The organism is Actinoplanes sp. CA-030573 (genome assembly GCF_050951115.1).
Lineage (GTDB): Bacteria > Actinomycetota > Actinomycetes > Mycobacteriales > Micromonosporaceae > Actinoplanes.
In genome coordinates this window covers 7,865,478-7,887,086 of record NZ_CP192038.1, presented here as the reverse complement: position 1 = coordinate 7,887,086, position 21,609 = coordinate 7,865,478, and the positions used below count along the sequence as shown (strand labels likewise).

The following is a 21,609-nucleotide window of genomic DNA, read 5'->3' as shown; positions in this document are numbered from 1 at the left end:
CCGTCGCGCCCCGCATACCCGCTCAGCCGGCGCCGTAACGGTTCGTCTCGACGTCTTCATCCGTCGGGGAGGAGGCAGGACGGGCGACGGCCGGGGGATGGTTTCTGCAGACTCGGGTGCTCCTGCGTCCGACGTGATCATTGACCTTGCTGAGGAGGGGCCGTGGTCGACGTCAAGAAGACGGGGTCTCGAAGCGGAACCAGTCCCGTTCCCAGCCTGGGGTTGCCGCAGGCCACCGCGCTCATCCTGGGCAGCATCATCGGGGTCGGCATCTTCAATCTGCCCTACTCGCTGGCGTCGATCGGGCCGATCAGCATCGTCGCGATGGCGCTGACCACGGTGGGTGCGGTCGCGCTCGCGCTGATGTTCGCGGCTCTGTCGCGGCGGCTTCCGGCGGACGGTGGGCCTTACGCGTACGCGCGCTCGGCCTTCGGCAACGGCATGGGCTTCACCAACGCGTGGTCGTACTGGATCACCGCCTGGGCCGGTAACGCCGCCATCGTCACCGGCTGGGTCTTCTATGTGGAGAAGTTCCTCAACAAGGGGCATCTGGCCGGCTGGTCGATCGTCATCGCCCTGGTTGGCCTCTGGATACCGGCGGCCGTCAATCTCAGCGGTGTGCGGAACATGGGCGCGGTCCAGCTGTGGACGTCGATCATCAAGTACGTCCCCCTGGTCCTGATGTCCACCCTCGGCCTGCTCACCATCAGCACCGGCAACTTCACGCCGTGGAACGTGAGCGGCGGGTCGAACATCTCGGCGATCGGCAGCGCGATGGCGATCTGCCTGTTCAGCTACCTCGGCGTCGAGACGGCGGCGGTGGCCGCGGCCAAAGTCCGCAATCCGGAGCGCAACATCCCGCGGGCGACCGTTCTCGGCACCCTGGCGGCCTCCGTCGTCTATCTGCTGTCGATGGTCGCGGTCTTCGGCTCGGTGGCCACGACCGAGCTGGCCAAGGACGAGAACAAGGCCTCGTACTCGGTGGCCGCGGACGCCATGGTCGGTGGCGGGTCGTGGGCCGGGACGCTGGTCGCGATCGCCGTCATCATCTCGGGCTTCGGCGCGCTCAACGGCTGGACGATGATCTGCGCCGAGATGCCGTTGGCCGCCGCCCAGGACGGCCTGTTCCCGGCCGCGTTCGGGCGGCTCTCCGGCCGCGGGGTGCCGGCCGTCGGCATCATCGCCTCGACCGTCCTGGCCAGCATCGCCATGGCCGTCAGCTTCATGGGCACCAGCGGCGCGGCGGTCTTCAACACCCTGGTGCTGATGACCGGCATCACGGCCGCCATCCCGTACGCGTTCTCCGCCCTCGCTCAGCTGAAGTGGCGCATCCGGGACCGCCGCGAGCTCCACACGCCACGCTTCGCCCGGGACGCCACCGTGGCGGTCGTCTCGCTGATCTTCTCGATCCTGTTCATCTGGTACTCACGCAACACCGGCCAGGACCACTGGTACCAGGTGTGGGGCCCGTTCCTGATGGCCGGTGTCGCCATGGCCATCGGCATTCCGGTCTACCTGCTCATGCGTACCCGGATGACCGAACCGCCGCCCGTTCCCGACTATCACTGATCGAAAGGACGCGCCGCGACCATGCGCATCGTGATCGCCATCGGCGGAAATGCCCTGCTCGAGCGCGGGCAGAAGCCCGACGCCGCGGTCCAGCAGGAGAACGCGACAAGGGCGGTGGAGGCGCTCGCACCGCTGGCCGCCCGGCACGAGGTGGTCGTCACCCACGGCAACGGCCCGCAGGTCGGCATGCTCGCGCTGGAGAGCGCGAGCGACCCGAACCTCACCCGGCCCTACCCCCTCGACGTGCTCGGCGCGCAGACCCAGGGGATGATCGGCTACTGGCTGCTGCAGGGCCTGCAGAACGCGCTGCCCGGCCGTCAGGTCGTGGCCGTGGTCAACCAGACGCTGGTCTCCGCGGCCGACCCCGCCTTCGCCGACCCGTCCAAGTTCGTCGGCCAGGTCTACGACGAGTCGACCGCGCGGAGGCTGGCGGCCGAACGCGGCTGGGACGTCAAACCCGACGGCACGCACTGGCGCCGTGTCGTGCCCTCCCCGGCGCCCAAGCGGATCATCGAGACTCGGGTCATCCGGCAGCTGCTCTCCTCCGGCGCGGTGGTGGTGTGCGCCGGCGGCGGGGGCGTGCCGGTGATCCGGAACGAGTCCGGCCACCTGCAGGGCGTCGAGGCGGTCGTCGACAAGGACCTGGCGACCGCCGTTCTCGCCGAGTCGCTCGACGCGGACGCCCTGATGCTGCTCACCGACGTGCCGGCGGTGTTGCGCGGGTTCGGAACCGACAAGCAGGAGGCCATCTCCCGGGCGACCCCGGCCGAGCTGCGGCGGGAGGATTTCCCGGCCGGATCCATGGGGCCGAAGGTCGAGGCGGTCTGCCGGTTCGTGGAGATCACCGGCGACATGGCCGCCATCGGGGCGCTGGCCGACGCGGAGCTGATCCTGGCCGGCAAGGCGGGCACCGTCGTGACGCCGGGCGGCGACTACGGCGACCCGCACGACCTCCGGCCACCGGCCTGACGCCGTGAATCATCCGCCATTGATGAGGAACGACGTCGCTTCGCCGCCGAAACTTGTCCTCAATTCGACACATCTGACGAGGTGACCGGCATGTCGCTAGGCGTTCATTCCGAGGTGGGCAAGCTGCGCAAAGTCATGGTGCACCGCCCCGGGCTGGAGCACACGAGGCTGACGCCGTCGAACGCGGAGGAGCTGCTCTTCGATGACGTCCTGTGGGTCGAGCGGGCCGAGGCCGAGCACGACGCGTTCTGCGCCGTGATGCGCGAGCGGGGCGTCGAGGTCTTCGAAGCGGAACGCCTGCTCACCGAGGCGCTGGCCGAGCCCGCGGCCAAGGACTGGGTGTGCGACCACGTGCTCAACGAGCGCGAGGTCGGCATCACGGCCGCCACGCGGGCCCGCGAGTGGGTCGGCGAGGCCGGACCGTCGGTGGTCGCCGACTTCCTCATCGGCGGGATCACCAAGGCGGACGTTGCCCAGCCGCTCGGGCTGGTGTGGGAGTCGGCCGCGTCCACGACCATGCTCCTGCCGCCGCTGCCCAACTTCCTTTTTCAGCGGGACCCGTCGTGCTGGATCTACGACGGCGTCACGCTCAACCCGATGACCAAGCCGGCCCGTAAGCCGGAGACCATGATCATGGAAACGATCTACCGGTTCCACCCGATGTTCACCGGGGAGAAGTTCTCCACCTGGCTCGGTGGGGCGGACGAGGACTGGGGCCGCTGCCACGTCGAGGGCGGTGACGTCCAGCCGATCGGCAACGGGGCCGTGATGATCGGCATGGGGGAGCGGACCTCGCCGCAGGCGGTGCTGTGGATCGCGCGTTCGCTGTTCCGGGCCGGCTCGGCCCGGGTGGTGCTGGCCGTGCTCCTGCCGAAGTCGCGCAGCTACATGCACCTGGACACGGTGATCACGATGTGCGACCGGAACGTCGTGACCGCCTTCCCGCAGGTGGTCGACGGCGCGCGGGTCTGGTCCATCCGGCCCGGCGACAACCCGGACGACCTGGTCGTCGAGCGGTCGGACGGCTCGCTGCCCCAGATCATGGCCGGCGTCCTCGGCGTCGGCGACATGCGGGTCATCGAGACCGGTGGCGACACGTTCGGCGCCGAGCGGGAGCAGTGGGACGACGGCAACAACGTGGTGGCCCTCGAACCCGGCGTCGTCATCGGCTACGAGCGCAACACCGGCACCAACGCGGCGCTGCGCAAGGCCGGCGTCGAAGTGATCCCGATCGAGGGCTTCGAGCTCGGCCGCGGTCGCGGCGGCTCGCATTGCATGACCTGTCCCCTGCAGCGTGATTCGGCGTTCTGATCCGAACGGGAGCCTGTTCCATGGCGTTCAACCTGAAGAACCGCAGTTTCCTCAAGGAGATCGACTTTGAGCCCGCCGAGCTTCGCTACCTGCTGAAGCTGGCCGAGGCGCTCAAGCTCGCGAAATACGCGGGCACCGAGGTCAGGCGCCTCGAGGGCAAGGAGATCGCGCTCATCTTCGAGAAGACCTCCACCCGTACGCGATCCTCGTTCGAGGTGGCCGCCTACGACCAGGGCGCGCACGTCACCTATCTGGACCCGTCCGGATCGCAGATCGGGCACAAGGAGTCCGTCGCCGACACCGCCGCCGTCCTCGGCCGCATCTACGACGCCATCGAGTTCCGCGGCAACGCGCAGACCGACGTCGAAGCCCTGTCCGAGCACGCCGGCGTGCCGGTCTACAACGGACTGACCAACGAGTGGCACCCGACGCAGATGCTCGCCGACTTCCTCACCATGCACGAGGTGAGCAACAAGCCGTACGACGAGCTACGGTACGCGTACGTCGGCGACTGCCGCTTCAACATGGGCCGCTCGCTGCTGGTCATGGGCGCGCTCATGGGCAGCGACGTGCGGCTCGCCGGTCCGGCCGACCTGCATCCGCCCAAGGACGTTGTCGAGCTCGCCGAGGACATCGCCCGCCGCACCGGCGCCCGGATCACCGTCACCGACGACGTCGACGCGGCGGTCGAGAGCGCCGACTTCATCCACACCGACGTGTGGGTCTCGATGGGCGAGTCCAAGAGCGTGTGGACGGACCGGGTGCAGCAGCTCACCCCGTACCAGGTGAACGCGGGTCTGCTGGAGAAGACCGGCAATCCGAAGGTCAAGTTCATGCACTGCCTGCCGGCCTTCCACGACAACAAGACCGTCGTCGGCGCCGAGATCATGGAGCACACCGGCATGTCGGCGGGCCTCGAGGTCACCGACGAGGTCTTCCAGTCGGCCGCCAGCATCGTCTTCGAGCAGGCCGAGAATCGGCTGCACACCATCAAGGCCATCCTGGTGGCCACCCTGGCCTGACCTCCCAGGAGGGGGAAGAGGTGGCGGCGATGACGACTTCGGAGACGACGTCCCTGTCCGTACGTCAAGCGGCGTTCATCGGCGTCGGCGCGATGGTCGGCGCGGGGATCTTCGCGCTGCTCGGCGCCGCCGGCGAGGTGGCCGGCGCGGCCGTCTGGCTGTCCTTCCTCATAGCGGGCGTCATCGCGGCGTTGCAGGGCTATTCGTTCGCGAAGCTCGGCGCCCGCTACCCCTCCGCCGGTGGCCTGCTGGAGTACGTGAGCAAGGGCTTCGGCCCCGGCCACGTCACCGGGGTCACGGCCTGGCTGACCTACGCGGCGAACGCGATCGTGACCGCGATGGTGGCGGTCTCCTTCGGCAGCTACGCGAGCGCGATGTTCGCCGACGAGAGCGCGGCCTGGTCCAAGCTCTTCGCGGTCCTGATCATCGTGGTCATGACCGCGGTGAACATCGTCGGATCGAGTCTCGTCGCCCGTGCACAGACCCTGATCGTGTACGTGGTGCTGGGCATCCTGGTCGTCTTCGCCGTCGTCACGCTGGCGAACATGGATCCGTCGCTGCTCGCCTTCTCCGGATACCCGTCGTTTCAGGACATCGTCTCCAGCGTCGCGCTGACCTTCTTCGCGTTCCTCGGGTTCGGCATCATCACCTTCACCGCCAAGGACCTGAGGGAGCCGGCGCGGCAGCTGCCGAGGGCGATGTTCCTGGCCCTGACCATCGCGACGGTGATCTATGTGGCCATCGCGCTCGGCGTCTTCGGCACGCTCACCGTCGAGAAGGTCATCGAGTCGGGTGGTACAGCGCTGGCCGTGGCGGCGCAGCCGTCGCTCGGCGATGCCGGCTACTGGCTGATGGCAATTACGGCGCTGTTCGCCACGGCCGGCGCCACCAACGCCGGGCTGTACCCGGCGAGCGGACTGTCCGACCGGCTCGCCGAGACGGGGCTGTTCCCCGGGCTGATGGCGCGGCGGATCGGCGGCCGTGCCTCGGCCGGCCTGCTGATCGAGGCGGCGGCCTGCGTCGTCCTCGCCGCGCTCTTCGAACTGGACGCCATCGCCTCGATCGGCAGCGCGGTGGCCCTGCTCATCTTCACCTTCATCACCGCGGCGCACTTCCGCGTGCGGTCCGAGACCGGCGCGAACGTCTTCGTCCTGACGCTTGCCATCGGCTCGGCGGCGGTCGTGCTCCTGACCTTCGTCTTCACCACGCTCATCCACGAGCCGGCCTCGATCATCACCCTCGTGGCGATCCTCCTGCTCAGCATCGCCCTGGACTACGGCTGGCGGCGTTCCGCGGCGGCCAAGGCCGCCGATCTGGGGGCCGCACCCTGAATCGGGTCGCTCCGCGGGCGGGCCCGGACCGTAGGGACCGGGCCCGCTGTTGTTCGGTCAGCGCCGCTGGGCGCGGGCCAGAGCGGTCGCGGCCGCCCGGCGGGTGGGCGCGGTCGGGTCGGGAGTGGTGCCGGGGCCCTGGCCGGGGGTGCCGCTCCACGCGGTGAGCGTGGCGGCCAGGCGGGCGAGACGGGCGTCGGTGGGCCGGACGTCGATCTGGAAGTGGCCCTCCTTCGGGGTGGTCTTGTCGTCGCCGCCCCAGCGGACCACGCCCTCGCACTCGGCCAGGATGTCGCGGATCGTCAGCAGCTGGGCCGGGAACAGGTTCCCGGCGGAGCCGGCCGGGAACTCCCGGGGGCGGACGGCCAGGGCGGTGCCGGAGAGGTAGTTGGACTCGAACGGGGCCTGGACCTGGTGATCCGTGCGGTGGCCGTGTGCGTCGCCGCTCGCCAGCGGCACTACCTCATAGTTGAGGCGGCGGGCCACGTGCATCAGAACGGTGGCCACGTCGCCGGAGAGCAGCGCGACCGTGGCGTCGCTTCCCTCGATCCGCAGGGTGGTGGTGCGGGCGGCGGTGACCGTCGGCCAGCCGTTCTGGGTCTTGCGCTTCGTCCAGGCGGGTACGGTCCCGGCGGCCTCGGCGGTGGTGGGCGCGGCGGCCAGGCCGACGGCGGCGCCGGTGGTCACGGCGCCGGCGGTGACCAGCAGCCGCCTCCGGGTCAGTCGTGCGGTGTCACTCATGTGGTGGTCTCGCTTTTCGTTCGAAGAGGTCGCAGCCTCGCCCGGATCGCCAGCACGGTCAGGACCGCCGCGAGGCCGAGCAGGCCGAACAGAAGGACGTTGAGGTACCACGGCACCAGGTTCGAGGTCGTGCCATCGCTCCAGCGGCAGCGCTGGGACGGGGGGAACAGGCTCCACTCGAGGGGACGGCTTGCCAGCGTCTTCCCGGTGCAGAACTCGTCGGCGGGGCGCAGATCGTAGAAGTGGCCGGCCAGGATCGCGTACACGTAGGCGGCCAGGGCGCCGATCAGCGAGAGGAAAGCACCTAGCCCGTACCGGGTCGACGTCTTCATCGGTCAGATTTTGCCTTGCGCGCGCAGCGCCTTGGCCTTGGCGTTCTCCTGGCCGACCCGGGCCACGATCACGTCGGTGAAGCCCTGGAGGAACTCGTCGAGCTTCGACGGCGGGATCAGGTTCGGCAGCAGCGCGCCGTCGCCCGCGGTCGACTCGACCAGGAACGTGCGCCCGAGCAGGATGTCCAGGTCGTTGTCGGACAGCAGCATGCTCTGCGCGATCGCCTTCAGGTTCACCGCGCTGCCGAACCGCCCGAGGTAGAAGTCCTTCATCCGGGAGAGGTAGCCGCCACCCTTGTAGTAGCTGGTGACCGCGGTGACGATGTCGACGCCGGAGCGCAGGCGCATGGCGATGTTGTAGCCGTCCGCGTCCTCGGTCAGGTCCCGCAGCTCGAACGTGGTGTTCGCGTTGACCTTGGCCAGTTTCTCCTGGCAGTACGTGTATCCGGACGAGTACGAGTCACTGTCGCGGCGCCACTCGCCGTAGAAGGTCATCAGGTCGCCGCCCCAGCCGGCGACGTCGCCCTTGCCCGAGGTCACGGTGGCCGGCTTGCCCACGACGTAGACGCCGTTGCAGGTGGCGCCCAGGTGGTTGACGTGCAGGTCGACGCCGTAGAAGGGATCGCGCAACTCGTAGATCTTCTTGATCCCGGAGCCGTCGACCTTGTCGATGAAGCCCTGGTCGATGCCGCCGATGAGCTTGGTCCAGACGAAGTTGTCGTACTTGTCGTGGCGAAGGTACTCGAGGACGAGCTGGCTGGGGTTCTTCGAGCCGCCGTAGCTCACCGCCAGGCTGTAGAGCTGGCGGATGTACGCGATGAAGTCGTCGACCGGTGTGCTGGGGTCGTTGACCGAGGACACGCCGGGGTCGCTGCTCGGCCGCCAGACGTCCTTGTCGATCTCGATGGCGCCGGAGCCGGAACCGACGGTCAGCGTCTGCACCTGGTTGAAGGCCCAGTTGTCCGGCAGCGGGAAGCCCATGTTGCCGGAGAAGCCGTAGGACATGCCGGACACGAACGACCAGCGGGCGAGCGTACGGCTGGTGACCTCGGCGCAGACGTTGCGGGAGCCGTAGACGCCGTGCACGTACTTCTTGCCCTTGGACGCCAGCCCGGCGACGACGCCCTTGAAGTACGGGACGATGGCGGAGTTGATGTCGTCCTGGGTGGCGTCGTAGTCGACCGCGAAGTAGATGACGGTCCCGGTGTTGAAGCCGTAACCGACCGCCTTGGCGTGCGCCTCGAGGGCGTCCTGGAAGCCCTGGCTGTAGGTGAAGTACGACAGCGACCCGCCGTCGTACTGCGAGATCGGGAACACCTTCAGCCCGTTGCGGAAGATGGTGTCCAGCTCGCCCGGCTGGATCCACTTGTTGAGCGGGACCCGCGGCGGCCTGATGTGCTCGTCCAGGTAGCGCCCGACGATCTTGTAGCCGGCCGCCTTGAGCGCCTGGGCGCGGGCGTCGGTGATGGTGGTGATGCAGTCGAGGGCGGTGCCTTTGCGGTCCGGGTCGCCGGTGGACACCAGCGCCTGGCACCAGGTGGCGAAGTCGGCGTTGCCGTTGACGTCCAGCGCCGAGAACTTCTGGAACGTGCGTACGGCCGCGGTCAGATCGGCGGTGTAGTTACTGGTGAAGTTCGTGTAGAAGTCGGCGTCCCCGGTGCGTACCCGGTTGAAGACGATGGCCGCGCTGAAGAGCTGGACCCAGACCCCGGAGGAGCCCTGGGAGAGCGGATGCGCGCGCAGCCCGGCCTGCGTCTTCGGGCCGAAGATGCCGGTCGCCTCGTCGTCGGTCATCCCCAGCTCGAACTGGATCGCCAGGTACATCGCCTTCTGGACGTCCCGCGAGAAGATGCCGTCGCAGGGGATGATGAAGAAGTCGCGGCGATGGATGTAGTTGTGGTTCAACGTGGCCTGGATGGCGCGGACGGCCTCCGACCCGCCCGCGACGACCACGTAGGCGTCCATGGTCAGGAGCGCCTTGAAGATCTTCGGCGACACCCCGGCGGTGGCCAGCACGCCGGCGTTGCCGCCCATGTCCTGGATAGCGCCGTCGGTGGCCTCGGCGTACCTGCCGTCGATCGGGCCGGCGTCGTAGCCCTTGCACCACAGGCCACTCTGGACGATCTTGACGATGTTGGCGTTGGACTCCTGGAAGGTGATGTTCCCGTGCGCCGCCAGCTTGCCGAGCGTGGTGGGCCCGAACGCGTCGGACAGCGCGGTGATGCCCAGCTCGTGCTGCAGGGCGCGGGTCAGGGCGTACATGGTGGGCCAGCCGGTCTTGCCGTTCTCCGGCGCCGGGTTGAAGCCCGCCACTCCGCGGTAGGTGGAGTTGACCCATCTCTGGGCCTCCAGAACCATCTCGTCCAACGTTTTCTCCCGTGAGACGCCCGGGACCTCACGGAGTTCATCGATCGATGGCTCGCCCCGGTCCCCGTCGCGCCGGGACAGGATATAGATCAACTTCTACCGGCGCTGACCGTGAGAATGTGACAAGTGGCACCGCTTTCCATCGAGGCAGCCCGATGGTGTGAGGATCGGCGGCATGGCGAACGTGTGGTCCGGCGTGACGATCGACTGCCTCGACCCCGAGCGTGTGGCCCGGTTCTGGAGCGCGTTGCTGGGTCGCGAGCCGGGCCCGTCGGAGGAGGGCTGGGTCTATCTCGGCGATCGGGGCGACCCGCAGCCGCGACTGGTCTTCCAGCCGGTCCCCGAGCCCGCGACCGGAAAGGTGCGCATCCACCTCGACGTCACTGTCGACGACATCGACGAGGGGATCGCGACGGTGATCGCCCTCGGCGGCCGCGCCACCGGCGAACGTCACGACTACGACGCGGGCGTGGTCGTCGTCATGGCCGACCCGGAGAACCACGAGTTCTGCCTGGTCCAGTACTACGAATAGCCGGCGTTTCGCACGGTCGTGATCCGGTCACTCGAAGAAGTCCGGCCGAGTCCGGTGCCACGCTGGAAACATGGGCGGCGAAGCCTTCTACACCACGGCGGCACAAGTCCTGCCGGCGCTCTTGATCGCTATCAGCGTCGAGGCTTCCCTCATCTCCAAAGAGTTCATCCAGGAGTCGAGAAAGAGGCATGACGTCGCGAATCAAACGCTCCTCCCGGACTTCATGCCCATGGTGGTGCTGGTAAGTGCCACCTTCTTCGTGGGCGAGACGGCGGCCCTCGCGGCACTGATATTGCGGGCCGACGGCTGGCGTGCGTGGGCGTTCGGACCGGTGACCATTGCCACGCTGCTTGTTTTGTGCGCGTACGCCGCGGTTTTGCCGCTGGCTCGACTCAGATGGACGGTACGTGGATTCGCCGACGGCTTGGCCTATGTCCCTCGCCTGCCGCCCGATCAACGCCTGACCTTGCGGGAGCTTGCCGCCGTCGTCCACCGCTACGGGGCCGGCGAGATGCGGGACGCCCCTCGGGACGAGGCGTTGGCCGCCATCGCGGAGGTCACGCGCGACCCTGTCCTACTCGGAATTCAGGCGGGAACGGAAGCGGCCGACCCGCGCGGCGTCGCCGGTCGCGTGGCCGAACTGCTGCGTGACGCGGGTGCCGACATGCAGGTTGCGTTGGACCAGGAACTCAAAACCCGCCGGCATCATCGTCGGTTGGGAATCCGCGCCGCGTCGACGGCAGAACAGTAGTCCGAGCGGCACCCTTGCCGGGTCAGCCGCCGGCGGCGGTCGGGGGCACGGACGGCTTGGCCGGCGTGAACAGCCACGCCTGGAAGAACGCCCGCAGCTGCTTGCCGGAGACGCGCTCGGCGAGGGCGATGAACTGGGGAGTCGTCGCGTTTCCGCCGCGATGTTCGGCGTACCAGGTGCGCAGGATGGCGAAGAACGCGGCGTCACCGACCGTCCGGCGCAGTTGGTGCATGGTCATGGCGCCGCGGAGGTAGACCTCGTAGGTGATCGGCGGGACGCCGGGGTCGCCGATCGGCAGCAGCCACATCGGGTCGTCGGCCGGGATGCCGTTGTAGAGCTCGTCGAAGTTCTGCTGGGCCGAGATCGAGCCCTCGTGCTCGGACCAGAGCCACTCGGTGTAGGTGGCGAAGGCCTCGTTCAGCCAGATGTCCTGCCAGCGTGACAGCGAGACGGCGTCGCCGAACCACTGGTGGGCGTTCTCGTGCGCCACCACCGCGGTGTCGGGGCCGCGCTGGAATTCCTTGGCCGCGTAGGTGGGCCGGGTCTGGTTCTCCAGGGCCCCGAACCAGACGCCGGGCGGGGGAACCACGCCGCCCTCGGCGTCGAACGGGTAGGGACCGAAGAGGGTGGACTCCCACTGGACGATCTCGGCGGTGCGGGACACGCTCTGCCGGGCGGCGGCGGCCAGCTCGGGCGTCAGCAGCCGGGAGTACGCGTAGATCACCGGCCGGCCGTTCGGCGCCCGGGTCTGCTCGATGTCGTACTGGCCGATGGCGAGCTGGGCCGCGTACGTGGTCATCGGGCTCGACTCGTGCCAGGTCCACGTCGTCCAGCCGGGGCTCGCGGGGGCCGGTGGCCGCGGCATCGTGCCGTTGCTGATCGCCTCGACGCCGTCGGGGACGGTGACCGCGACGTCGAAGGTGGCCTTGTCCTTCGGGTGGTCGTTGGACGGGAACCACCACCAGGCGATCTCCGGCTCGCCGGCGGCGAGGGCTCCGTCGGGCGTACGGTTCCAGACCGTGAAGCCCTCACCCAGCGCGGTGGAGGGGACGTCGGCATACGTCACCCGGACGGTCATCGTGTGGTGCCGCGGCAGGGGGCGGGCGGGAGTGACCACCAGCTCGTGGTCGCCCTGCCGGGTGAAGCGGGCGGGCCGGCCGTCGACCTGGACCGCGCTGACCTGCAGCACGAAGTCGAGGTCGAAGCTGCTCAGGGCCTGGGTGGTGGTGGCCCGGAGGGTGGTGGTGCCGGCCAGCTCGTCGGTGGCCGGCTGGTAGTGCAGGCGGATGTCGTAGTGATCGACGTCGTAGCCGCCGTTGCCGTAGTCGGGGTAGTAGGCGTCGCCGATGCCGGCGGCGCCGGGTTGCGGCGCCGCGAGGAGCAGGGTCAGTGCGGCCAGTGCGCTTGTCACTCCCATGCCGGGACGTTAGCGAAGTTTGTTGATCGATTTTGTCCCGTGGACCTCAGGCGCCGAGGGCCGACTTGATGGCGGCGGTGGCGGCCGCGACGCCGATCTGCTCGGCGATCTGCAGGGCCCACTTCCCGGCGTCGGCCAGGTAGCGGCGCATGGTCGGCTCGTCGCCCCGGGTGGCGGCGTCCTGGGCGGCCTCGACCGCGGCCACCGCCGATTGCTCCTGCGGGGTGCGGGCGGCCCCGGCCAGCAGGTCGCGCAGCTCCCGCAGCTGGGCGGCCAGCTCGCGCAGGTCGGTCCCGCCGGCGACCTGCTGGTTCGCGGTGGCGTTCTCGATCCGGTTCTCGTTGCCGATGCTGGTGGCCGACACGGGTGCGTTGAAGGTGAAGTCGCTGGGTGCCACGGCGCGTCCTCCCTGGTTTTGAATGACGATGGTGGCGGCTCGGTCGAGCTTGGCGTTCAGGGCCTCGATCTCCTTGCGGAACTGCAGCTCGCGGTCGCAGCGGCGGAGCGTGTTCTGCAGCAGCATCTCGGTGTCGCCCGGCTCGGGCCGCTGGGCGACGATCTCGTGATAGACGGTGCGGGCGGCGATGTGCGCGGCCTGCTTCCACTGGGTGCGGGCCAGGCGTACCTGGTCGCGGCAGTCCTGCCAGCGGGCCTCGTCCACGGCCAGCTCGGCCGTCGCCCAGCTCAGCCAGCCGTTCACCCGGGCCAGGTCCATCTCGTACAGCAGGCGGGCAGTCCGCGGCGCCTGCTGGGTCACCGCCTCGCGGACCAGGCGCTGGTAGCGGTCGACGGCCTCCTGACCGGCCAGGACGGCGTCGCCGTAGCGGCCGGACTGGGCCTCGCGCAACATCTCCACGAAGCTCTGCACGGCTTCCAGGTAGCGCCGGCCGTCGACCAGGCGGTCGCGAACCTCGTCGTACTGGGCGTGGGCCGGGAGGTCGGGCGGCTCCTCGCCGATCCGGTCCAGGAGCTCGCCGAAGGCGACGTACGCGTTGTCGAAGCTCTGGTGCGCGCCGCGGAAGTCGCCGGCCCGCATGTGACCGAGCCCGGTCATCAGGTCGGTGGTGGCCCGGGTCAGCGACAGGCGCCACGCGCCTATCCGGCGCAGCGGCAGCGAGCTGGCGGCCAGCTGCTCGAAGCACTTGGTCGCGGTCGCCAGGCAGCGCAGGGCGGTGTCGAAGTCGCCGGCCAGGCGGCGCTCGTCGGCGCGGCACACGTGCTGCAGGCCCTCGGCCAGCAGCACGTCGGCGGCGGCCGCGTCGCGCAGGCCGGCCAGGTGGGCCGAGTCGTCGTCCTGGTGGCGGCGGGCGCGCTCGCACCGCTTCCGCTTGGTCTCGTTCAGCTGCAGGAACTGGCCGAGCAGGACCTCGGCGTCGGCGAAGCGCAGCTCCTTCTGCCGCCGGACCGCCTCGGCCATGATGAGGTCGCCGAGCGCGGCGGCGGCCCGCAGGTAACGCTCCAGCTCGCCGGCGTCGAGCCCGGGCCGGCTCTCGTAGTAGTCGACCTCGGCCAGCAGGCTGGTCAGGTCGTCGAGCGCCGACATCTCCGGCGCGGTCACGACGGCTCCTCGGCCGGCAGCGCGTCGACGGCGAACGGTGGCGAGCCCTCGGGACGGCGGTGCACCAGAATGCGGGTGCCGGGCGGCGGCTGATTCTCCAGGATCCACCGGTTGAGCGGGACGCGGACCCAGCGCTCGAGCAGCGGGCTGCGGATCTGCCGGGCGCCGAGGGCGGCGCCGCCACGGAGGATCTCGTCGGCCACGGCGCGGCCGATCGCCGTACGGTCGAAGGTCAGGTCGTAGCCGCGCGCCCTCGCCGCCGTCGCGATCTGGTCCAGGAACTTCGCGGTGATGTCCATGATGACGTTGCCGCGCAGCAGGTCGAAGACGACGACGCCGGTGCCGAGCCGGCCGAGCAGCTCCGGCCGGCGCAGGCGGCCCGCGAAGTGCTCGGTCACCGCCTGGCTGAAGTGCTCGTGCACGGCCTCGTAGGACAGGGCCGGCTCGGTGAAGACCCGGCGTAGGTCACCCACCCCGATGTTGGATGTGAAGATCACGATCGAATGCGAGAAGTACGCCGTACGCCCCTGGCCGTCGGTGAGCCGGCCATCGTCGATGAGCTGCAGGAACTTGTCCATGATCTTCTCGTGGGCCTTCTCGATCTCGTCGAACAGCAGGACGCTGAACGGCCTTTCGAGGACCCAATTGGTGAGCGTGCCGCCGTGCTCGTGCCCGACGTAGCCCGGTGGCGCGCCGGTCAGCCGCTCGCTGGTGTGCTCCTGGCTGTACTCGCTCATGTCGAAGCGGCGCAGCGCCGACTCGTCGTCGAAGACCAGCTCGGCCAGGGCCTTGGCGAGCTCGGTCTTGCCCACGCCGGTCGGGCCCACGAAGAAGAAGACGCCCTTGGGCCGGGCGCCGGTCTGCTGCCCGGCGGCGACGAAGTCGAGCCCGACCCGGGCGTTCACCAGCACGTCGGTCACCGCCCGCACGGCCGCCGGCTGGCCGATGACCCGGCGCGACAGCAACGCCTCGGCATCCTTGATCTTGGCGATGTCGAGCTGCTCCCAGGGGTCGTCGCGCAGGCCGAACCGGTGCCGGGCGACCAGCCGGCGCGGCATGGTCGGCGGGATGCGGGCGACCTGCGAGGTCACCCGGAGGGCGCCGAGGTCGAGGATCGTCATGCCCTCGGTGATGCTGGCCAGCGTGGCGATCGCCTCGGCCCGCTTGTCGCCGGTCAGCGCGTCGCCACCCCAGTAGCCGGCCAGGTCCTCGTGCAGGAACGCGGCCCGCTCCGCGGTCGCCGGCCGGTCGGCCAGGACGGCCGCGACGTGCGGGTTGTCGCGGTGCAGCCAGGCCGGCAGCGCGGACAGGTCACGGACGACGAAGACCATGGTGTTGTGGTATTTCGGGGCGCCGCCGGCCGCCACCCGGTCGGTGCGCAGCAGCCGCCGCACGTACGCCACCTGGGTCACGTGGTCGTTGCTGATCTGGGACGGCACGCCGACGAGCAGGTCGGCGTTCTCCACGATGAAGACGCAGGGCCGCTCGTTCTGGTTCATCAGGCGCAGCGCCACCGCCAGCACGTCGACCGGGGTCCGGGGCTCGGCCGACCGCGCCGCCATCAGTTGCTGCTCGAGGACGTCGGCCGAGGTGACCAGCGGGTTGCGGCGGGCCGCGCCGTTGCCGGGGGACGGCGGCCGCGGCGCGGGGACCGGGGCGCCGGGGCCGGCCAGGAAGCGCTGGACGAACTCCCGGGCGGCGTCGTCGTGGTAGCTCAGGCCCTCGACCAGGTTGTAGCGGACGATCACCGGGAACCCGGCCACCGCCAGGAACTCGGCCAGGGCGGTCTCGAACGGCTGGTAGCGGTCGTTCCACCGGATCAGGTCGTCGACGTTGCCGTGCAGCACGATGTGCCGCCGGCGCTGCAGCTCGTGGTAGGCGCGGACCAGCCAGGGCGCGCCGCGGGGCGCGGTCACGGTCGCCATGACCGGTTCTCCTCCTGCCGTACGGTGCCGGCGGCCGGCGGCGTCATCCGGCGGGGCGCGTTGCGTGCCGGGCCGCGGCGGGCGTCGCGGCCCTCCCAGGTGACCGGGCTCAGCACGACGCCGGCCCGGTCGGCCGACTCGTGGAGCACGTCGATGACCTCGAGCAGGTTCCCGCAGGCGGTGTCGCCGTGCCCGAGCCGCTCCTCGCGCTGGACGGCCTCGGAGGCGTACAGGATCCGATGGCTCGTGTCGGCCTCGGTCTCGGCCTCGACGATGACCGCGACGGTGTCGCCGCCGGGCCGGGAGGCCCGCAGGCCGATCGCGCCGTCCCGGCTCTCGGTGACGCTGCCGGCCTCGACCGCGAAGCCGACCTCGGGCAGCGCGCGCACCAGCGAGGTGAGCACGGTCCGGCGCTCGGCGATCTGGTCGATCACCGTGTCCAGGCCGCTCTCGATCTCGTCGATCCGCCGTTCCAGCGCCGCGCCGAACCGCAGCACGTCGGCCAGCTCCCCGCGGGCGAACTGGGCCCGCAGCATGGCCAGCGCCTCGCCCGCGCGGTCACCGTCGCGCACCGGCACCCGCATGGTCCGGCCGTCGGCCAGCAGGCCGTCGAGGCGTTCGGCGAGCAGCTCGATCCGCGCGGCCGCCCGCCGGCGCTGCTCCTGGTGCTCGGTCCGGCGCGCGGCCACCCGGTCGAGGTGCTCCAGGATCCGGGCCGCGAGCCGGTCGACCTCGGCCGCGCCGGGATCGGACCGGCGCAGCGCGGCCAGCCCGGCGAGCAGCGCGGCCGCGTCGCCGTCGTCGTACCGGACGAGCTCGGCGTCGGCCTCCGCCATCATCGCGGCCAGCACCGCGGTCCGGTCGGCGGCGGCCCGCAGGCGCAACGACCGGACGCTGTGCTCGGCCCGGTCGAGGTCGCCGGCCACGGTGGCCAGCTCGGTGAACGAGCTCGCCGCCCGGATGGTGCGCAGGGCGTTCTCGAGCGCGGCGGCGACGGCGTCGGCGCCGCCCTGCTGCGATCCCCGGCCGAGCGTCGCGAGGGTGGCCTTCAGCGTCCGGTACCGCTCCACGATCTCGGTGCGGCCCTCGGCCAGGACCCGCTCGCGGATCCGCGTCTCGGACGCCTCCCGCCGCGCCTGCCGGCTGTCCCGGTCGTGCTGCACCTGGTCGCGGAGCTCCTTGCCGAGCTGCGCGAAGCTGTACTTCGGCGATCTGCTCATCCGCCGCCGGTCCCTTCCCGGACGCCCAGGCCCCGCTCCAAGATCTCCCGGAAATGCGGGACCGGCGGCACGCCCAGCCATTGCAGGCCGCCGGCCGGGGTGACCTCGAACTGCAGGCCGGCGCCCGGCTCGGTGCCGTCGCCCAGGTCGCGCCGCCCGTGGCGCGCGGTGAGCCGGTGGATGCGCTGGTTGTCCGAGCCGCGCCAGCGCAGGTCGGCGTGCCGATGGGCGAGATAGGGGCCGTCGACCAGGATGTCCAGCCGGCCGAGCAGGGCGCGCTGGTCGGCGGTGCCGTGCCGGCGCAGGTGGCGCAGGGTGAATCCGGTGTACGACATCGCCGACAGGTCGCGTCGCTCGCGGACCAGGTCGATCAGCGCGCGGACGGCGGCGGCCTGGGCGAACGGCTCGCCGCCGGAGACGGTCAGGCCGTCGACGGCCTCGTCGGCGATCCGCCGGGCGAGCTCGGCCACGGCCACCGCCCGGCCGCCGCGGCGCGAGATCCACTGTGGGCTGACGCAGCCGGTGCAGGACAGCGGGCAGCCCTGGACCCAGACCGCGAACCGGTTGCCGGGCCCCAGCACCTCGCAGGCCGGATGCGTCTCGGCGATCAGGATGGTTCGGCTGCTCATGTCAGTGTCCGAAGATGGCGATCAGCAAGCAGATGGCCAGCACCACCGCGACAGCCCACACCACGATGCGGAGCGCCTGCTTGCGAGACGAGCGGGGGGCGGGCGCCGGCGGCGCGGCCGGCACCGGGACGAAGGGCATTCGGGGGTACGGCCAGGGCGGCGCCGGATAGGTGACCGGCGGCCGGGTCATGACCGCGCCGGCGGTCTCCACCGGCACCAGCGGGAGCGGGCGGGCGCCGGGCGGCGGCACCCAGTCGGCCGGGGGCGGGAAGTGGTCGCCGAAGCCGCCGGCGATCCGGGCGCACCAGATGCATTCGGGGGCCGAGCGGTGGTACGCGTGCCGCGGGTTGTACCGGCAGCCCATCAGCTCGAAGCTCGCCTGCTCGAGCACGTGCGACCAGGCGCGCCCGCTCGGGCGGAGCAGCGGATCGTCGTACCCGTCCTCGAAGCACTGCTGAATGAGGTCGCGCACCTTCGGCGGCAGGATCTCGGCCGAGATGCTGTCGGCCATCGGCACCAGCCGGTCCGGGTGGGTGAGCCGGTTGTTGCGCCGCTTGATGTTCTCCTCGACGCTCGTCGACGGCGGCACCGCGGTGGAGACGCCGCCGAACGGGTGCTCGCCCTCCATCATCAGCTGGCAGATCACCACGCCGAGCCCGAAGAGGTCGTGCTCGCGGGTCAGTCCCTTGACGTCGAGCGCCTCCGGTGCGCCGTACTCGGGCGTGAACTTCTCCCCGGCGAACCGCGTGCCGGTCGCCGGATCGGTGAACTGCACGCCGTCGCAGTCCAGCAGCGTCACGTGCCCGTGCCGGTCGACCAGGACGTTGGCCGGGCTGACGTCGCCGATCACGATGCCGGCGCCGTGCAGCATGTCGAACAGGCGCCCGAGCCGGGCCGCGATCGCGAACGTGGTCCGCCACGTGGGCTCGTCCAGCAGCTCGATGCGGGCCCCGGCGTCGAGCAGGCGCAGCAGCGGCGTGCCCTCGATGCGCGGGACCACGACGCCGCGCAGCTGGCCCTTGCCGTCGCGCAGGGTCGTCCGCGGCCAGGCCACGTGCAGGTGCTCCGGGCAGTCACCGCCCCAGGTCACCGGCTCGAGCGCGGTCAGGGCGTCGAGCCGCGGCCCGGAGGCGGCGGACCGGTCGAAGTCGGAGTAGATCTTGGCGCAGACGTGCGGCGAGTCGGCCACCGGGTAGACCACGCCCTCGGCGCCGCTGCCGATCTCCTGGTCGACGACGATGTCGACCGGCCGGCCGCCGGGGGTGTGCAGCCGCCGCGTCCTCATCGGAGCACCGCCATCAGCATGGTCTTGTCGTCGCCGGAGGAGGCCGCGAACTCCCGCGACTGGAGCTTGCGGCTGAGCTCGCTGCCGTCCACGCCGGGCGTGCGGAAGGCCGCGAAGTACGCGTCGAAGTCCTCGGGGGCGCAGAGCAGGCCGATGCCGTCCGGTCCGCGGCCGACGTCGAGCATCCCGTCGATCAGCCCGTCCGTGCACAGCGCGAGACCGCGGGCGCCGGTGTCGACGATCAGGCCGCAGCGCAGGTCGCGGTCGCGGCCGGGCGAGGTCATGAAGACGGTCTCGTTGGCCGCCTGCCGGCCGGACGGGGGCGGGATGACCAGCCGGGAGCCGCCGGGCGAGCGTTCCATCACCAGGAACCCGTCGCCCACGCATACGTACGCGAACCAGGGCGGGTCGGCGACGATGGCGAGCAGCGTGGTGGCGAACTCGGACCGCGACACGCTGGTGACGCCGGTCGCGGTCGGCCGGTTCCGCAGCGGCGTGATCGCCCGCTCGACCAGCTCGTCGAACTGGGTCAGGCAGGCCGTCGCGTACCGGCGGGTGGTCTCGTGCCATTGGTCGAGCGTGCGCGGCGCCTTCACGAACGTGCGGTCGGCCGCCTCCCACGCCGCCTCCACCGACAGCCGCGAGCCGTGCGCCGACCGCGGTTGCGAGCCGGCGCCGTCGGCCACCGCCAGCAGGTGCAGCCCGTCGCCGACCGGGCCCTGCCGCAGGTTGTCCTGGTTCTCGATGCCCAGGCTGGTGTGGTTGGGCCCGGCCACCGACGCCGAGATGACCCGCCAGCGGGTGTCGAACCGGCTAGCGGCCATCGGAGCTCGCGCCCTCTTCGTCCAGCCAGCGGCGCATCTCCTCGTTCTTCCGGTTGTCCCGCTGGAAATGCTCGTAGACGGCGTCGGCCGGGGCGTCGCGCGACTCGGCCTGTGCCGAGCCGATGCTGGTCGAGACCAGCCGGAGCACCTTGCTGAAGTCGGTGTCGCCGAGCAGGTACCATGACTTGGGGGCGAGCCCGCGCAGCACCTCCTGGTCGGCGCCGCGCACGCCGAGCGCGAAGAACAGCAGGTGCTTGCCCGCCTCGTGCTGGCGCAGCATGGCGGCCACGTCCCGCCACCGGTCGGTGCGGTTGCCCTCCAGGTCGGTGGGCACGCCGTCGGTGATCAGATACATCATCGGCCGGTACGCGAGGCCCAGCCCCTCCGCGGTGAGCTCGCTCTTGCGCACGCTCAGCACCTCGAGCGCGTACTGGATCGCCTCGACCATCGGGGTGAGGCCGTCGGCGGCCAGCTCCGGCGGATGGAACTGGCGCAGCGGCACGAACGGCCGCCGGGCCTGGCCGGCCGCCTGCCCGCTGGGGTCGACGGCGACGACGTGGTCCTTGCCGAACGTGATCATCGCGATCTCGCCGGACATCTGGAGCGCGTCGTTGCCGCGCAGCTCGGCGCACCACTTCTGCAGCGCGTCGTTCAGCTCGTCGATCGCGCCGGTCTGGCGCATCGAGGACGAGGTGTCCAGGACGAGCATGATCAGGGTGCGGTTACGGGCCTGCCGGACGGGCAGGGCATCGACGGTCACGGCCGGACCTCCTCGCTGACGCGGCTGGAGACGACGAGCGAATCAACGCCCGCACTCATGGAGAGGACGGACAGGCGGCGGCCTGGATACACCGGCTCGCCGGGTTGTTCCAAACTGGCCCACACCACCACTCCGCCGATGTCGACGAAGCCGCCTCCGGGACCGAAGTGGGTGCGGGCCACGACCTGCCGGCCGATCGGCACCGCGCCGACGACATCGGCGGGCAGGGGGCCGGGCGGCGCCGGCGGATCGGGCCGCGGCGGCGGGCGGCGGCGGGGAGCCGGGCCGGCCGGCGGCGCGGCGGACGGCACGGCCACGGACCGGGATATCTGCGGCTCGGGCCGGGACGCGTCGGTCGGGGGCGGCGGGACGCTGTAGGCCGGTGCCGTGACGAGACGGCGGCGGCGCGCGGAACGATCGAGGAAGAAGAAGGACCCGGCCGCGATGATCGTCATGAGCAGACCAACCTCTAGCGCCGGCCACCAGCCGAAGGCGTGGCCCTGGTGAAGGTGCACGATGGTGACGCGACTTCGGTCGACTTCTGGCGATCCCCCGAAGGCGGCCAGGACGGCGATCGGATCGGTATCGGGCGAAACCGTGGTCGTGCGTTCTTCGATCTCCTTCATCAATGCACATGACTTCGGAAGATCGTCGCTCGGGCAATACAGCTTTTCGCCGTTCTCCGATCCGGGCCGGATGACGATCACGCGACCGGCCTCGGACACTTTCTTCTTGTCGAGTTGGTCGCTCAATGCCTGATCGTCCGCCAGTCGGTATTGGCGCAGATCGACCACGGCGGCGTCATTCGCGAGATCGCTGCCGTTCCAGACGGCGCCCGCCAGCAGCGGGCCGAGCACCAGCACCGCGGCCACGCCGAGCGCGATGCCGGCGGGCCGGGACGGGGTGGCGGCTCCAGCCTTCATGGCGGAAACCTAGCGCTTCGGCAAGGTGCCGAGATCGCTCCGGAAAGATTCCGACACGCGCGCGGGGGACGTCATCATTTTCGGCATAAGCGATTTCGGGCCAGTCGTTTGGGAGCGCGTACCGAAATTGTTGCTCGCAAATC

The 21,609-nt window shown here is 70.6% G+C and carries 19 protein-coding genes; 7 read left to right on the top strand and 12 right to left on the bottom strand.

Annotated features, from left to right (window positions below; translation table 11 throughout):
• Positions 1 to 162 precede the first annotated feature (162 nt).
• From ACQP2F_RS36270 to ACQP2F_RS36250, 5 genes are all read left to right on the top strand, one after another.
• Positions 163 to 1,569, top strand: a complete 1,407-nt coding sequence (locus ACQP2F_RS36270) for an amino acid permease (RefSeq protein ID WP_433295617.1) — start codon at positions 163 to 165, stop codon at positions 1,567 to 1,569.
• 21 nt (positions 1,570 to 1,590) lie between these two features.
• Positions 1,591 to 2,538: a carbamate kinase gene (gene arcC / locus ACQP2F_RS36265; RefSeq protein WP_433295615.1), complete on the top strand. Its 948-nt coding sequence runs from the start codon at positions 1,591 to 1,593 to the stop codon at positions 2,536 to 2,538.
• 90 nt (positions 2,539 to 2,628) lie between these two features.
• Positions 2,629 to 3,849 carry an arginine deiminase gene (locus tag ACQP2F_RS36260; protein ID WP_433295613.1) on the top strand — a complete coding sequence of 407 codons (1,221 nt, stop codon included), beginning with the start codon at positions 2,629 to 2,631 and terminating at the stop codon, positions 3,847 to 3,849.
• 20 nt (positions 3,850 to 3,869) lie between these two features.
• A complete protein-coding gene (gene argF / locus ACQP2F_RS36255; protein ID WP_433295611.1) occupies positions 3,870 to 4,871 on the top strand; it encodes an ornithine carbamoyltransferase in 1,002 nt (333 codons plus the stop codon).
• Positions 4,872 to 4,900: 29 nt separating this feature from the next.
• Positions 4,901 to 6,202, top strand: a complete 1,302-nt coding sequence (locus ACQP2F_RS36250; protein WP_433295609.1) for an APC family permease — start codon at positions 4,901 to 4,903, stop codon at positions 6,200 to 6,202.
• Positions 6,203 to 6,259: 57 nt separating this feature from the next.
• On the opposite strand, the gene ACQP2F_RS36245 is transcribed toward ACQP2F_RS36250, so the two are convergent.
• Genes ACQP2F_RS36245 through ACQP2F_RS36235 form a run of 3 tightly spaced genes read right to left on the bottom strand, consistent with a single transcriptional unit; the run spans position 6,260 to position 9,633 of the window.
• Complete coding sequence (locus ACQP2F_RS36245; RefSeq protein ID WP_433295607.1) at positions 6,260 to 6,943, bottom strand: hypothetical protein; 684 nt, start codon at positions 6,941 to 6,943, stop codon at positions 6,260 to 6,262.
• Positions 6,940 to 7,275 (bottom strand): hypothetical protein, encoded by a 336-nt coding sequence (locus ACQP2F_RS36240; protein ID WP_433295605.1) that lies wholly within the window; start codon positions 7,273 to 7,275, stop codon positions 6,940 to 6,942. The genes ACQP2F_RS36245 and ACQP2F_RS36240 overlap by 4 nt, the downstream gene beginning before the upstream one ends.
• 3 nt (positions 7,276 to 7,278) lie before the next feature.
• A complete protein-coding gene (locus ACQP2F_RS36235; RefSeq protein ID WP_433307735.1) occupies positions 7,279 to 9,633 on the bottom strand; it encodes a glycoside hydrolase domain-containing protein in 2,355 nt (784 codons plus the stop codon).
• A 184-nt stretch (positions 9,634 to 9,817) separates the two neighbouring features.
• Here ACQP2F_RS36235 and ACQP2F_RS36230 point away from each other — a divergent pair, with 184 nt between their 5' ends.
• Entirely contained in the window at positions 9,818 to 10,174 is a 357-nt protein-coding gene (locus tag ACQP2F_RS36230) for a VOC family protein (protein ID WP_433295603.1), read from the top strand.
• Positions 10,175 to 10,244: 70 nt separating this feature from the next.
• Positions 10,245 to 10,925 carry a hypothetical protein gene (locus ACQP2F_RS36225; protein WP_433295601.1) on the top strand — a complete coding sequence of 227 codons (681 nt, stop codon included), beginning with the start codon at positions 10,245 to 10,247 and terminating at the stop codon, positions 10,923 to 10,925.
• Between the two features lie 22 nt (positions 10,926 to 10,947).
• On the opposite strand, the gene ACQP2F_RS36220 is transcribed toward ACQP2F_RS36225, so the two are convergent.
• From ACQP2F_RS36220 to ACQP2F_RS36180, 9 genes are read right to left on the bottom strand one after another with little or no spacing between them, the layout of a single operon-like run.
• Positions 10,948 to 12,342: a M1 family metallopeptidase gene (locus ACQP2F_RS36220; protein ID WP_433295599.1), complete on the bottom strand. Its 1,395-nt coding sequence runs from the start codon at positions 12,340 to 12,342 to the stop codon at positions 10,948 to 10,950.
• 46 nt (positions 12,343 to 12,388) lie between these two features.
• Complete coding sequence (locus ACQP2F_RS36215) at positions 12,389 to 13,900, bottom strand: hypothetical protein (RefSeq protein WP_433295597.1); 1,512 nt, start codon at positions 13,898 to 13,900, stop codon at positions 12,389 to 12,391.
• Complete coding sequence (locus ACQP2F_RS36210) at positions 13,897 to 15,825, bottom strand: AAA family ATPase (protein WP_433295595.1); 1,929 nt, start codon at positions 15,823 to 15,825, stop codon at positions 13,897 to 13,899. The genes ACQP2F_RS36215 and ACQP2F_RS36210 overlap by 4 nt, the downstream gene beginning before the upstream one ends.
• A complete protein-coding gene (locus tag ACQP2F_RS36205) occupies positions 15,813 to 17,045 on the bottom strand; it encodes a hypothetical protein (protein ID WP_433295592.1) in 1,233 nt (410 codons plus the stop codon). The genes ACQP2F_RS36210 and ACQP2F_RS36205 overlap by 13 nt, the downstream gene beginning before the upstream one ends.
• Positions 17,042 to 17,674: a 4Fe-4S single cluster domain-containing protein gene (locus ACQP2F_RS36200; RefSeq protein WP_433295590.1), complete on the bottom strand. Its 633-nt coding sequence runs from the start codon at positions 17,672 to 17,674 to the stop codon at positions 17,042 to 17,044. Before ACQP2F_RS36200 ends, ACQP2F_RS36205 begins: the two co-directional genes overlap by 4 nt.
• Position 17,675: 1 nt before the next feature.
• Positions 17,676 to 18,959 carry a protein kinase domain-containing protein gene (locus ACQP2F_RS36195; protein WP_433295588.1) on the bottom strand — a complete coding sequence of 428 codons (1,284 nt, stop codon included), beginning with the start codon at positions 18,957 to 18,959 and terminating at the stop codon, positions 17,676 to 17,678.
• A complete protein-coding gene (locus ACQP2F_RS36190; RefSeq protein WP_433295586.1) occupies positions 18,956 to 19,783 on the bottom strand; it encodes a protein phosphatase 2C domain-containing protein in 828 nt (275 codons plus the stop codon). The genes ACQP2F_RS36195 and ACQP2F_RS36190 overlap by 4 nt, the downstream gene beginning before the upstream one ends.
• A complete protein-coding gene (locus tag ACQP2F_RS36185; protein ID WP_433295584.1) occupies positions 19,773 to 20,543 on the bottom strand; it encodes a vWA domain-containing protein in 771 nt (256 codons plus the stop codon). Before ACQP2F_RS36185 ends, ACQP2F_RS36190 begins: the two co-directional genes overlap by 11 nt.
• On the bottom strand, positions 20,540 to 21,466 hold the full coding sequence (locus ACQP2F_RS36180) for a hypothetical protein (protein ID WP_433295582.1): 927 nt from the start codon (positions 21,464 to 21,466) through the stop codon (positions 20,540 to 20,542). The genes ACQP2F_RS36185 and ACQP2F_RS36180 overlap by 4 nt, the downstream gene beginning before the upstream one ends.
• Positions 21,467 to 21,609: the final 143 nt, after the last annotated feature.